Source organism: Bacteroidales bacterium, from assembly GCA_041671145.1.
Lineage (GTDB): Bacteria > Bacteroidota > Bacteroidia > Bacteroidales > JAHJDW01 > JAQUPB01.
Map to the genome: position 1 here is coordinate 1 of JBAZBZ010000040.1, position 14,252 is coordinate 14,252.

The following is a 14,252-nucleotide window of genomic DNA, read 5'->3' on the forward strand; positions in this document are numbered from 1 at the left end:
GTGCTGGCATTAACATGTATAATTGTTTTTTTAGCGGTTTTTCTTTCTACAAAATATGTTTCATTGGGTTCTATAATCACAGCTATACTCTACCCTATTCTTTCAATAATTATATTCAAAGCAGAATTTATTTCATTAATATTCTTTTCGCTGCTTGTAGCTGTAATTGTACCTTTAACTCATTATAAAAATATCGAAAGGTTGCTCAAAGGTGAAGAATCAAAAATTGATTTTCGCAAAAAGAAATCAACCACGGCTAATAATAATAAATAACAAACGACTTGAAAAAGTTTTTTTTAATACTATTTTGCTGTTTATCTTTTTTACTTAAACAAAATTATACTAAAGGACAGGCAATTTTCAGAGGCAAGGAATCACAAGTAAAAGAAACCGCTAACAAGTACTTTAGTAAAGAAGATTACATTTCTGCCCAGCCATTATATTCCCAGTTATTGAGTTTACATCAGCAGAATGCCGAATATTGCTATAAATTCGGTGTATGTCTGCTATATACAAATACTAAAGACCTTAGCTTATCCATCAAATATCTTGAATACGCATTGAAGCAATCCAAAATGCCAAATAAAATTTATTATTATCTTGGAAGAGCTTATCATTTGGATTACCGCTTTACCGACGCCATGTTTTATTACTCTCAATACATCTTATTTTTGAAAGATAATACTGAAGAGAAAAATGACATCGAACATCAGATTGAAATGTGTAAAAACGGACTAAAGCTGCTTAGCAGCATCAGCGACCTTTATGTAACACAGAAAAAAGAAATCAGGGAAAATGGATTTTTCAGAAATTACAATATGCAGATGAGCAACGAAAATGAACTTGTTCAAAGCAGAGAATTCGGAGGAAAATATTTGCCAAAACCTCCTGAATTTAAAACCAAACTCGATAAAAAACTTGAAGATGATAATGCTATAATTTTCATTACCGACAGCAATGAAATATATTTTTCAAGCTATGGTAAAAATGGAAATAATAAAAAAGACATTTATAAAGTTGTGAAAAGTAAAGATGGAGGATGGAGTCAGCCGGAAAACCTCGGCGATATCATAAATACAAAATATGACGAAGATTATCCTTTTATACTTCCCGATAGAAAAACTTTATATTTCTGCTCTAAGGGCCATAACAGCATGGGAGGTTACGATATCTTCAAATCAGTTTTTAATAAAGCAACAGAAACATGGTCGGAACCCGAAAATCTCGATTTCGCAATAAACACTCCTTACGATGACATTTTATTCGTTACCGATTCATCCCAAACAAATGCTTTCTTTTCATCAAACAGGAAAAACACTCCCAAAATGATTACTTTCTACAATGTAAAAATTGATAAAAGACCTGTTATTGCCAAAGACATTAAACTCACTGTTTCTTCTAACGATATTATGGATACAAATTTTCAGAAATCATTAACATTAATTAAAGCAAAAGCCGAATTAAATGTTAACACAGGAGATGAAGCATTCAAGCCGCTTTTTAATCCCGATTCTGCTGAAGCGAGTACGAACAAAGAAAATACAGATACAACCCAAACAACTGTCAACACTAATGAAGAAGAAAATGATGAAGACACTACTTCTGTAAATACGAACATTTCAAATTCCGACATAATAGGAATAGCTTATGAAGAAGCCAACAAAACCCAAAACGAAGTAAAAGAACTTGAAATACAGCTAAACACAACACTCAATCTTGCCAATAAAAAAAACCAACAGTCAAACAATCTGATAAAAGAATATAAAAAAAACATAGAAACCGCCAATGCTTTAAGCGATAGTACTCAAAAAGAAACCGAACTTTCGAAAATAAAAAATCTAAAATACGAATCCGAAACACTGAAAAAAGAAGCTTCTGTTGCATATACAATTACAAAACAACTTGAGAAAAAAATTGCCGAAAAGAAAAAAGATGCTGCCGATGCATTGAATTATGCCAAAACAATAGAGAAAGCAGCAAATACTAAAACAAAAGAAGAATCTATCGCATTACTTGATTCTCTTACCAAGCGAATTGAAGAAAACGAAAAAAACAAAGAAGAACCTATAAATAAAGATGAGCTTTCGCCCAATCAGCAGGATTATCTGCAAAAGAAAAACGAAGCCGAAAAATATTTTGAGGATGCCAACAAACTTAAAGAAGAAGCTAATCTAATTAAAGAACAGGGGGATTTGGTAAAAAAAGATATTGAAAAATCCCGCAAATCCTCGGTAAAGGAAGCTCTGAAAAATCAGCTTGCCAACATTGACGAAGAATATAAAAACAAAATGGATGAAGCAAATCTCAATTACGATAAAGAAAAAAAAACGCAGTTGCAGGCAGACAGCATTTATAAAGATTTAACTGTAATAAACAATCTTATTACAGAAATTAAAGACAACACCGACTCCATTATTCAGAAAGCAAACAAGGATATTGCACAATCAAATAATCAAAGCACAAAAGCAAAAATTTCCGCAAACAAAAATTTAAAGAAAACAACTACCAATAAAAAAACTACAGGTAAAGAAATTGCAATAAACAAAACAAATCAGAATAAAACTGAAACTAAAACAACTTCAACCACAACCACGGCTAACAACGAAACTATTCTGAACAAGCAGAAATACGACAGTATTATAACTTCATCAATTAATATTTCAAATACAATTAAAAACAAAGCCGAGGAATACAAAAAAACAGCAGATGCGTACTTTGCAACATCAAACCAAAAGAATGAAGAAGCAAGAGATGCAATGCAAAAAGCAAATGAAATATCTGAACAAATTAAAAGGACAAGCGACAAAACCGAGCAAAATAAATTACTTTTTAAAGCTGACAGCTTACTTGAACTATCACAGAAAAAAAATTCAGAAGCCAGTATCAACTATGACATCGGAAAAGTAATATCAGACAAACAAAAAGAAATACAGAAAGATGCTGATAATGCAACAAATTATGTGAATGAAATAAAAAAAGAAGCAAACTACAATTATAAAGTTGTGAAGATTTCAAACAAGCAAAAAGAAATTTTGAATAACAATAAAAAATATACTGAGCCGAAAATAGGAATCAATCAGATAATAACTGAAATATACGAAAACAAAGAAAAAGAAAGAGCTAATGCAGATAGAAAAATTACGAAACTCGAAAAAGAAAATTCAGCAATATCAGATAGCATAAGAATTATCAATAATGAAGTTCATAATCAGAAAACGCAAACAGCAAGAAAAGAAACCCTAAAAAAACGAATCAGGTTACTGGAAACAAAATCCGAAAACAATAAAAATAAAATCGCAGCGTCAAAAGTGCTCGTTAATAAACTTAACAACGACACTAAAAATTTAAAGGACGAGCAGTTTGTTAATACCATAGAAAATGAAAACAGAACACAAAATCTGCCCGAAGCTACTATTATCAATAAAAACCTGATTGAAAAAAATCTATCAGACAATAGTAATAAAATAAATGAACTTTCACTTGCAATAAATGACATAAAAAACAATTCCGAAAAGCAAAATAATCCTGAAGTGGAAAACAATAAAGTTGAAATAAAAAAGCTCGATAATTTTGAAGCCGACCTCAAAAAAATCGAGTTAAATGCCAAAGCAAACGAAGAAAAATATATTAAAAACAAGGATACTTTAAATAAAGTAAAAATTGAAAACAAGAATGACAAAAACATTTTACTTGCAATAAAATATGAAAGAGAAGCAGACTCAATGGCAAATATAGCACTTGCATTCAAAGCAAAAGCTGATATCGAAACAATCGCAATAAATAAAAAAGACCTGCTTATAAATTCCACTGACTTTTCCAATATTGCCATAAACAAGCAGAAACAGGCAATTGAAATTTACATAAAAGCAAAAACAGAAATCTTTTTGTCAAATGAAACTACAATAAATAATGAGAAGAAACCCGAAACTCAAAATGCGCAGAACAAAACATCTGACACAGCCAAAATACAGGAAGAAAAACAAAAAGTAGATTCCATTGCATTTAACGATAATCAATTTACAAAAATCGAAATTTACAATCTAAAATCCGAAGCAAATGTAATAAGAGAAAACGCAAAAAGCATTACCGATAAAAAACAAAAAAATGAAGAACTCAATAAAGCCGATGAAATTGAAAAAAATGCAAAAATCAAAGAAAGTGAACTACAAAAAAAAATAAATTATACAAAAAATGACATTGCCTCCGACAATAAACTTGTACTCGACAAAATAGCTATTAAAAACGACAGTATCACAGATATTGCGGTTGCAAACTATCTGAAAAACAATTCCGAAAAACTTCTTGAAAAAGCCAAAGAAAAAACCGACGAAGCCAATAATGCAGAAAACGATACAGAAAAAAATAAAATACTGAAAGAAGCGAATGCATTGACTGATGAAGCAATTCAGAAACAGGAAAAAGCAATGGACTTATTTGAAAAACATCCTACTGAAACATTAACTCAAAAGCAAACTGTAAAAATCACAGGCACCACAGCTAAAACAAAAACAGAAGCAACATTAAATGACAAAACGAAAATTACGGAAACAACAGCGCTACCTGTTGTTAAAGTCGATAAAAGTCCTGTTATAACAGTTGTAACAACAATTGACAACAAAATTTATGATGGACTAATATTCAAAGTTCAGCTCAGTGCTGTTACAAAAGAGGCACCTTCTGAAGCGTTTAAAGGACTTAATCCAATATCCAAAGGAAAAACCGACAATGAATTGTTTCTTTATTATTTTGGAGTGTTCAACAATTACAATGAAGCAAACAATGCAAAAAATGATGTAAGAACAATTGGTTTTGATGATGCGTTTGTTGTTGCATTTCTCAACGGAAAAAAAATTCCGTTGAAAGAAGCTCTTTCTCTACTTGAAACAAACAAGACAAAAATCACTTTACCAAATTCGTTTTACAATATTGATGAAACATTGCTTGCAAACAGGAAACTTGAGAAAACAAGCGAAATGCCAACAGTTGATGGATTATATTATTCGGTGCAGGTTGGTGTATTTGCCAGAACCATAACACCGTCAAAGCTTTTTAATATTGAACCATTATATTATGAAAAAACCCCATCAGGTAATTATCGCTATACCACCGGCGTTTATAATAAACTAAATGATGCCATAAATGCAAAACACACAATTGTAAACAGAGGAGTTAACGATGCATTTGTTGTTGCTTTTTATAAAGGCAAAAAAATAACCGTTACTGAAGCAAGAGATTTACTTAAAAGAAAGACAGCTATGCTGGTAAAAAACAATATTCCTTCAAATATAAATACAAATATTGCAACCATAAATACACAAAATGAAAAGCCGACAATTCCTGCAAATAAAGGATTATTTTACTCCATTCAGGTAGGTGTTTATGCAAAGAAAATCACAAGCGAAAAGCTTTTCAACATAGAGCCGCTTTATTTCGATATAACTGCAAGGGGCTATTATCGCTATATCACGGAAACATTCACAAATTTAAAAGATGCAATAAATGCTAAAAACCGCATAGTTGCAAAAGGTGTGAGCGATGCATTTGTTGTGCCATTCAACAAAGGGAAACAAATAACAATTAATGAAGCAAGAAATATTGAAAGACGATAATACTCAATAGCTTCATTCGCTTTTTTAAAAAAAATCATACTCTTTCGCAACTAAAAATCTTAATTCATAACTAAAAAACAAACCCCCGAATTTGAATAAACAATCAAATTCAGGGGTTCAAGAATAAAAAATAATTTCTATTTATTTTTTAAGGTTTAGTGGTAAAACACCAGCCATATCGCCTATTACGTTAACGAGTTCGGAACCTGATGGTATAACTATTTTAGCATTATTCGAAAGTGATGCTTCAAGTGTTTCAAGTTTTTTCAGTAATTGAGCATTTCCCGTAAAAAATTTATCGGCTGCTTCGTTCACAAGTTTTATTGCTTCTGCTTCACCTTCGGCATGCAATATTTTTGATTGCTTATAACCTTCGGCTTCTTTTATTTTTGCTCGTTTTTCACCATCGGCAACGGTTTCACGTGCAGTTGCATAGTCAATAGCGGCAATTTTTTCATTCTCAGCTTTCACAACTTTATTCATTGTTTCCTGAACATCTTTAGGCGGGTCTATTTCTTTTAATTCGGTGCGGACAATTTCCAAGCCCCAGCTTATTGTTTCTTCACAAAGAGTTTTATGCAATTCGGCATTTATTTTTCCTCTTTCACTGTTTGCCGATTTTAATGTAAGTGTACCTATAATATTTCTCAGCGTAGTGCGTGCAAGATTTACTATCTGCCACTGATATTTATTAACATTATATTGCGAACTCTTTACGCTTTCCTCGTCATCTTTTACTTTAAAATAAACCTGTGCATCAACTCTTGCATTAAGATTGTCGTTTGTAATTATTTCCTGTGGTTCAGCATCCACCATCTGTTCGGTAACATTAACCGTGTACATTTTCTCAATTACAGGAATAATCCAGTGAAATCCGGGATTTGCAAAGCGGTTGTATTTTCCAAGTCGTTCTATTAATGCTCTGTGTGTAGGACGTACTATTCTTATTCCCCAGAAAAAAATTATTATAATAGGAATTATAATAGATGTAATTTGATTAGTAATCATTTGTTCCTCCTTTTTTATTTGTTTCTAATTTTTTATAAAAGTAACTAAATTATGAGTTAAAAAAACAAATTTTAAAAAATTATAATTATCACAAAGAAAAATCAGGAATATAATGATGCTATTCAAAAAGAAAAAAATATTCTATCGCAATGAACGCGAAGAAATCGCCAAGAAAGCCAAATATCAATAAAATAATAATTTTATTTAAAAACCAATATTCTTTTTCAAAAATATCAAAGTCAATCTTCCTTGTATTTCTGAATTTATTGTCAGAATTTTTCCCACTTTACTTGGAGCATTATATACTTTCAATGCTCTTTCATTTTCAAGAGGCAAACAATATTCATACAAACGATGAATGCCTTCCTGAAAATCCTTAACTATTTTTTGAGTACCCACAACCCAGATAGCTTTTCCTGTTCCATAAGCATAAGCTGCAAGCTGACTTCCGCTCGCAGATGCAATAATAATTTCACCATTTTCGGTAACAGCATGTACACTACCTATGGAATAATCCGCAACCGAACCTAATTTTCTCATTTCATTCCATTGAGTTTTCATGTCCATTAATGATAATTTTTTTTTAACGGATTTGTATTTTTCCGAATTCATAATTTCATCCGAAATACCAAGTGTATCAACCGTAACAGATGACATACTCATAATTTCAGCTTTTTCAGGTAATAAATTATATACCTTCTTTTTAACTTCTTCTTCTGTTTCATATACAAAAGTTTGAATTCCATTTTTTTCCAATGCTTTTACTGTTTTTTCAATGGAATCATTGCTTGCCAAAGTCGAAAATTTATTTTTCATTTATATAAAATTTAGTTATTATAGTTTGTTTTTACATGCAACCTATTTTTTTATTACGAATTTTTACTTTTAAATTGTTATTTGTGGTAAAAAAAGATAACCACAAAGTTCACAAAGAAAATTTCTCAAAGGACACAAAGAACTATACTTGATTAACATCGTCATATTTATTTTTCTAATGTAAAGTTTATTTATTAACAATTCCCAAGTAATTATTGCTAAAATCTTTTTTTCAAATTGAATTTCAAAAAGCAAATAATCGTCTTAATATGTTCAACCTTTTGTTTGAACATATTTTTTTGTTTAACCCAACTTCCCGTGATATTAAGTATATTCATTTTCTTCTAATTTTTATTAGTACTTAAACTTTTAATTTCATCTATTGTAAATGGTTCATCATAGTCATCCGGCATTATGTCAACACTATCAAACCAATGTAGCAACTTCTTAAAAAACCAAACTAAAATTAATAATGCTAATATTGTAATTGCAGAGACAAATATTAATTTTTCGTACGACATTTTTTTAATATTTAGTTTTTAATCAATAATTATTTTTCCTTTTTCAACAATTTCATTGTTATTTATCAATATATAAAAGTACATGCCTCGGGCTAAATAATCCATTAATTTATTTGTTTTAATATTCGTTATTCTTGTTATTTCTTTATCACTACTGTTATAAATAACCAATGAAAGCCCCTTAGCATTTGATAAAATCATATCTGAAAGTTCAATGTTTATGGTTCCTTTTGAAGGATTTGGATATACCTTTACCAACGAATTATTAACAGGAGTATTTTCAGTTATTTCTGAGGTTGGTGCAACAGAAATATGTCCAACCATTCCCATTGTATAATGCACATCGCATCTATAATCATATTCTCCGGGAATTGTGAATATAAAATCATATATCCAGTTCGTACCCACTGAATTTCCGAATGATGTTGGATTTGCCGAAAAAACTACTGTAGTACCGTCAACATTGTGTGTGCCGCTGTTATTAGTCCACCTTACTGTGTCTCCCATATTTATTGATAAGGAAGGTGGTGCAAACGCAAAATTGTTAACTGCTATATTGTGCAAAACCTGAGCTGACAAAAAGTTGCAGTTGCACAGAATCAAATACATCACTAATGCAATTAGTGGGTTCATTTTTGTTTTAAGTAAATTTGTTTTCATGATGATTTGTTTTTTACAACAAAAATATTTTTATAAGTAGCATATTGAATTAAAAAAAGATTAAAATTGAATTAAACTAACCCGAACCAGTATTTAAAATGGAAATAATTCAATAATTTTGCTTTTCAATAAAAGAAATAAAATGAGTGAAAAACAGATAAACAAACAATTTGTGCTGATTGCTTCGATAGCATGTTTTGTTGCATGTATTGGCGATATGTTATCTGCTTTCATTTTGGGTACTTATTATTATCCCCATTATAATATCATAATGCAGCCAATAAGCACATTAGGAGCTGATGTAAGTCCTGTATCTATAGTAATGTCAGCTTGCTGGATTTTTATAGGAGTACTTTTTATAATATTTGCAATTGGATTTAACATTGCTTTTTCATCAAGTGAAAAATCTCATAAGTTCGCAACATGGTTGATTATCATTTATGGATTAGGCGAAGAAATTGGTTCGGGAATTTTTCCGGGAAATCACATAAGAAATGAATTAACCACAATCGGAATAGTTCATAATATTGTCGGAGGTATTGGAATTACTGCACTTATAATATTACCATTCGTCATGCGAAAAATAATTCAAAAATTTCAATACCCTAAAATGTATAAATACTCTTGGTTTGTAATAATTTTCGGTTTAATAACTATTTTATTGTTTACTGCTTCAAAGTTAGTGGTACCAAGCGATAATATCATTTCATACAGAGGTCTATGGCAAAGATTATTTATACTAAATTATTATATATACTTAATGGTAATTTCATTTTTAATGATATGTGCAAATTCAAAAAGGTTTAAAGTTTAAAGTTTTGGTATTTTGTTATTCGTGCCATTAATATTGTATGTCATTAAACTTTAAATTTGAAACTAATAGCTTGAATTAATTTATATGGTACCAATAAATATTAAAATACCAAGAATCAGAAGAGTCACAACATGGAAAACATTAATCTATCTCACAATACTTGGATTAACAATTTATTTTATTGCACATGAAAGAGCCAATTTTTTCAAAATAAAAACCGAACTCGGAAAAGCAAATCCCTTATGGATTTATGTGGGATTTGTTTTCACTTTGTTTTATGTTTTACTTCAATCCTCAATGTATTATTTTAGTTTTAAAACATTAAATAAAAAAATAACCTTTTCGAGCAGCATTATACTTTTTCTTAAAAGAAATTTCTTAAGTATTTTTTTACCTGCCGGAGGAATATCTTCTCTTGTTTTTTTTAATAAAGAAATTGAAAAGCAAAATATTTCCAAAACTCAAATATATCTTGCCTCGTCAATGTACGCTTTCTGCGGTTTGCTTTCAGTACTCCTTATTGCAATTCCAACTTTTATTTATTTGCTCTTATACAAAAGCATTTCGAAAAACGAATTGATAGGTTTAATTATATTGCTTGGCATTACTGCTTTTGCTGCTTATTTAATTTATTCTTTTATAAAAGGAACGTTTATCCACAAATTGATAGAGCGGTATGTTCCACAGATTTCAACGATATTTCAGGAGCTTAAGGAGCAAAAATTCAAACCCCTGAATTTTGTAATTACAGGTATGTTTTCTGTTTTCGTTGACATGACAGGTGTTTTTTTTATTATTATATCTATGATGGCTTTGGGCATGAACTTTTCTTTCGAAGTTGCATTTGTTGCCTATGTTGTGATGGTAATTCTACTGGTAGCTTCGCCTTTAATTAGAGGACTTGGTGCAATAGAAGTATCGATGAGTTACGTTTTTATCAGTTATGGACAAAGTCCTGCACTTGCAATTTCGACAACACTTTTGTTCCGACTTTTTGAATTCTGGAGTCCATTGTTTTTAGGCATATTCAGCTTTATTGCAAATAAAAGAAATGTAATACTTCGCATTGCCCCTTCTGTTTTTCTATTCACTCTCGGTATAATAAATATAATTTCTGTTATTACACCAAAAATTCCCGAAAGATTTGATGTGCTTCTTGATTTCATTCCGCTCGAAGCAGCTAATGCATCTCATTTTCTGATTTTAGTTTCCGGAGTTATCACTCTTATAGTATCAGTTTATTTAATAAGAGGCACAAGAAATGCATGGGTATTGGCATTATTCCTTTCGGTAATTTCATTTGTCGGTCATTTAACCAAAGCATTGGATTACGAAGAAGCATCTTTTGCATTATTAACAACAATAGTTTTAATTTATACAAGAAAAAATTATTTTGTCAGAAGCGACCTTCGTTTGTGGAAATTCGGCTATAAAACTTTTATAATTGTTTTTGGATGTGCAATTTTATATGGTACAATAGGATTTTATTTGCTTGATATAAAACACTTCGGAATAGATTTTAGCTTAAAAAAATCTTTAATCGAAGTCATAAAACTTTTTTTCATGTTTAATACTTCCAATTTGCATCCTTTGACCGTTTTCGGCAGATATTTTATTCATTCGCTGTATTTTTGCGGAGCTGCCTCTCTTTGTGTTCTTGCTTATTCTATTGCCAAGCCTTTTGTTTATAAATCCGAAGCTACAACAGAAGAAATTGATTTGGCCAATAAATCAATTTTAAAAAATGGAAAATCTTCTTTGGATTACTTCAAGACATATTATGATAAAAAAATATTTTTCACTAAAGATAAAAGCTCTTTTGTTTCATTTAAAGTTGCCAACAACTTTGCCATAGCTCTTGAAAATCCCGTATGTAAAAATGATGAAGCAATGTATAAAGCAATTGATGAATTTGATTCATACACTTATGAAAATGGCTTAAAATCGATATATTACCGTGTTCCCGAAGAAAGTTTAAAAATTTATAAATCATTTAATAAAAAATCTTTACTAATAGGTCAGGAAGCTGTAGTTGATTTAAATTCATTTTCCCTGCATGGTAACGACATGAAATCATTAAGACATGCAGTTAATAAATCAACCGAATCAGGATATAAAGCAGTAGTATATGAGCCCACACAAAAAGATGGATTGTTGCAAAAACTAAAACTTGTTTCGGATGAATGGCTTGACGAAAATAAAATGGAAGAATCATTATTTTCAGAAGGTGCTTTTGATTGGCAGTTGGTAAAAAATCATACAATCATTACTTTCGAAAATGTAGAAGAAAAAATATTTGCATTCATGAGTATTATTCCCGATTACAATCCTTCTGAAGCAACTTATGATTTACAAAGAAAATTTACGGATTCGCCAAATGGATGTTTGGATTTTTTAATGATTAAAATGCTTGAATACCTCAAATCTAAAAAATATCAAAAAGTGAATATTGGGTTAGCACCAATGTCGGGAATTGATGAAACTAAAAATTTTCCCGAAAAGGCAATGAAATACGCTTACGAAAACATTCAATCATTTGCGCATTTCAGAGGACTGAGAAGCAACAAACAAAAATTTAATCCCGAATGGCATAATAAATATCTCATATACGAAAACGACTATGACTTATTCAGAATTCCGCTTGCAATTTCCAATATTTCGAAAAAGTAAAATTTAATAAAGCGTATTTATCTGAAAGTTCTCATTGTAATTGAAAGACGTTCAATAAGATTATTTATAGATAGATTTAAATAATGTTGAATTAAAGAAGTAACAAATTCATTATGTTTTCTTCCCTTGCGGTAATCAGGTTCTCTTTTAGGATGTTTAATATATTTAGAAATAATTTCTGTATTTTCAGATACATTCAAAACCGACTGAAAAAATAATTTATCTTTTTTGTGATAAATTGAAGAACCTAATATTTTTTTATTTTCAATTGCAAGGTCTGAAATGCCTTTGCGAACAACATTTTCCACGCCGGCTTGCAAAAGACCTTTAATTATTTTATCGTTAAACAATACAAAATAATCATGAGGTTTTTTTATTTCTTCATCAACTATTATTGCAGAAATAACAAGCGTGTTCGGTGTTAAAATTACGGCTTCTCCTCCCGAAGGTCTCCTCAACACTGAAATATCATCGGCTTCTACTTTTTCTATAAATAATGATTCTTCAATTTTGTTACTTTGACCTAAAACCAAATAAATATCATACGGCTGCCAAATAATAAAATCATAATTGCTACGAGGATTATTAAAAATTTCAATATCCGGTAAATTATATTCCTGAATTTCAATGCTCATTGTTTTACTAATGACTAATGTCTATTGACTAATGACTTCATGATTCGACATTCGGTGTTCGGTGTTCGGTGTTCATTATTTTTTTTCAAATGCTATTTATGAATTACTTTATCAACAGCTTCTAATCCGGCTTCCATAAATATTTCCGAAATTGTAGGATGTGCATGAACCGTTTTAGCTACATCGTAAACCGTTGATTCCACCTGCATGAAAGCAGCTGCTTCGGCTATCATGTCGGTTGCATGGGGAGCCACAATCTGAACTCCGAGAACTTCACCATATTTATTTTCTGAAAGAATTCTGATAAAACCAACATTATCTCCTTCTGTCATTGCTTTGCCATTTGAAGCAAGAGAAAATTCACTGACTTTATAATCTATTTCGTTTTTTTTAAGCTCATTTTCGTTGTAACCAATTTGTGCAACCTCAGGAACTGTATACATATTTAAGGGGAATTTTTTAAAATTTATTTTTTCTTCTACACCTTTAATATGATTAATTACATGAAGTCCTTCGGCAGAAGCAATATGAGCAAAATAACTTTTCCCGTTTACATCGCCAATTGCAAATATGGATGGAACATTAGTTCTCAGATTTTCATCGGTTACAATAAATCCATTTTCAACATTTATCACAACATCCGATTCGGGAACAAGACTCCTTCGCATTTTACTGTTAATTAAAATATCGCAAGGAATTTTAATTTCGTTTGCAATCATGTTTCCTTCATTATATTCGAAACCATTAAGATTAGAGTCAATATCAAAAATAATTTTAACTCCACTTTTTAATAAAAGATTTCTCACATATTCCGAAATGTAATCATCAGCCAATGGCATTATTTTTTTATCCGGAACCAACAACGTAACATTTTTTTCAATGAGATTAAATAATTGCGCAAGCTCAATAGCAACGGTATTTTGTCCAAATACTACAATATTGTTTGGTACTTCTCTTTCCTTAAACAATTGAGAAATTTCAACTATTAAATTTTCCGGTAAAGATGAGTTTATTTTTTCCTGATTCGAGCCGGTTGCTATAATGACATTGTCGGCTTCGATTAATCTATTATCAATCAAAACAGAGTTTCCCGAAATTATTTTTGCAGTACCATTAATTATTTCAACTCCATTTTTTTTAAGTAAAAAATTTATTCCGGCAGTTAATTTTTTTACAATGACATTAGTTCTTTTTATAGATTGATTCCAATCGAAACCAATATTATTTGCATCTAAACCCGTAATTCCAAATGATGATGCTTCGTGTTTTATTTTACGATAAAGCTTTGCACTTTCGATAATTGATTTTGAGGGAATGCAGCCCCAATTCAAGCACATCCCTCCTATTTTATCTTTTTCCACTATTACAGTTTTAAGACCAACTTGTCCTGCCCTAATGGCAGCAACATATCCTGCGGGTCCCGAGCCAATGATTACTACATCGTATTTCATGATTATTAAATTTAATGTTATTTCTTTTTTATTATCAAGTACTTCAAGTACTTTAGGCACTTGAAGTA

At 30.5% G+C, this 14,252-nt stretch carries 10 protein-coding genes; 4 read left to right on the forward strand and 6 right to left on the reverse strand.

All coding sequences use genetic code 11. From position 1 onward, the window contains the following. Together WC223_11430 and WC223_11435 are read left to right on the forward strand one after the other, a co-directional pair. Positions 1 to 273, forward strand: a 273-nt coding sequence (locus WC223_11430) for a glycerol-3-phosphate acyltransferase (GenBank protein MFA6924850.1), incomplete at its 5' end; no start/stop codon positions are given. 8 nt (positions 274 to 281) lie between these two features. Further along, the gene (locus WC223_11435) at positions 282 to 5,609 is read left to right on the forward strand and encodes a hypothetical protein (GenBank protein MFA6924851.1); all 5,328 of its coding nucleotides are present in this window, start codon (positions 282 to 284) and stop codon (positions 5,607 to 5,609) included. 141 nt (positions 5,610 to 5,750) lie between these two features. On the opposite strand, the gene WC223_11440 is transcribed toward WC223_11435, so the two are convergent. The 4 genes from WC223_11440 to WC223_11455 all read right to left on the reverse strand — a co-directional run bounded on the left by WC223_11440 (position 5,751) and on the right by WC223_11455 (position 8,614). Continuing rightward, positions 5,751 to 6,617: an SPFH domain-containing protein gene (locus tag WC223_11440; protein MFA6924852.1), complete on the reverse strand. Its 867-nt coding sequence runs from the start codon at positions 6,615 to 6,617 to the stop codon at positions 5,751 to 5,753. Positions 6,618 to 6,821: 204 nt separating this feature from the next. Further along, positions 6,822 to 7,433 carry an LUD domain-containing protein gene (locus tag WC223_11445; GenBank protein ID MFA6924853.1) on the reverse strand — a complete coding sequence of 204 codons (612 nt, stop codon included), beginning with the start codon at positions 7,431 to 7,433 and terminating at the stop codon, positions 6,822 to 6,824. Between the two features lie 344 nt (positions 7,434 to 7,777). Continuing rightward, positions 7,778 to 7,954 carry a hypothetical protein gene (locus WC223_11450; protein ID MFA6924854.1) on the reverse strand — a complete coding sequence of 59 codons (177 nt, stop codon included), beginning with the start codon at positions 7,952 to 7,954 and terminating at the stop codon, positions 7,778 to 7,780. Between the two features lie 18 nt (positions 7,955 to 7,972). Then, positions 7,973 to 8,614 (reverse strand): plastocyanin/azurin family copper-binding protein, encoded by a 642-nt coding sequence (locus tag WC223_11455; protein ID MFA6924855.1) that lies wholly within the window; start codon positions 8,612 to 8,614, stop codon positions 7,973 to 7,975. 142 nt (positions 8,615 to 8,756) lie between these two features. On the opposite strand from WC223_11455, the gene WC223_11460 reads away from it, so the two are divergent. After that, entirely contained in the window at positions 8,757 to 9,428 is a 672-nt protein-coding gene (locus WC223_11460; GenBank protein MFA6924856.1) for a DUF998 domain-containing protein, read from the forward strand. An 84-nt stretch (positions 9,429 to 9,512) separates the two neighbouring features. Then, positions 9,513 to 12,098 (forward strand): phosphatidylglycerol lysyltransferase domain-containing protein, encoded by a 2,586-nt coding sequence (locus WC223_11465; GenBank protein MFA6924857.1) that lies wholly within the window; start codon positions 9,513 to 9,515, stop codon positions 12,096 to 12,098. A 17-nt stretch (positions 12,099 to 12,115) separates the two neighbouring features. Here WC223_11465 and WC223_11470 read toward each other — a convergent pair whose 3' ends face one another. Together WC223_11470 and lpdA are read right to left on the reverse strand one after the other, a co-directional pair. Next, positions 12,116 to 12,733, reverse strand: coding sequence for a hypothetical protein (locus WC223_11470; GenBank protein MFA6924858.1), 618 nt, complete (start codon positions 12,731 to 12,733; stop codon positions 12,116 to 12,118). A 92-nt stretch (positions 12,734 to 12,825) separates the two neighbouring features. Next, positions 12,826 to 14,244: a dihydrolipoyl dehydrogenase gene (lpdA, locus tag WC223_11475; GenBank protein MFA6924859.1), complete on the reverse strand. Its 1,419-nt coding sequence runs from the start codon at positions 14,242 to 14,244 to the stop codon at positions 12,826 to 12,828. Positions 14,245 to 14,252: the final 8 nt, after the last annotated feature.

Bases quoted from the DNA above. Each gene is read 5' to 3' on its own strand.
- WC223_11440 (MFA6924852.1), bottom strand. From the start codon at position 6,617: ATGATTACTAATCAAATTACATCTATTATAATTCCTATTATAATAATT.
- WC223_11445 (MFA6924853.1), bottom strand. From the start codon at position 7,433: ATGAAAAATAAATTTTCGACTTTGGCAAGCAATGATTCCATTGAAAAA.
- WC223_11450 (MFA6924854.1), bottom strand. From the start codon at position 7,954: ATGTCGTACGAAAAATTAATATTTGTCTCTGCAATTACAATATTAGCA.
- WC223_11455 (MFA6924855.1), bottom strand. From the start codon at position 8,614: ATGAAAACAAATTTACTTAAAACAAAAATGAACCCACTAATTGCATTA.
- WC223_11460 (MFA6924856.1), top strand. From the start codon at position 8,757: ATGAGTGAAAAACAGATAAACAAACAATTTGTGCTGATTGCTTCGATA.
- WC223_11465 (MFA6924857.1), top strand. From the start codon at position 9,513: ATGGTACCAATAAATATTAAAATACCAAGAATCAGAAGAGTCACAACA.
- WC223_11470 (MFA6924858.1), bottom strand. From the start codon at position 12,733: ATGAGCATTGAAATTCAGGAATATAATTTACCGGATATTGAAATTTTT.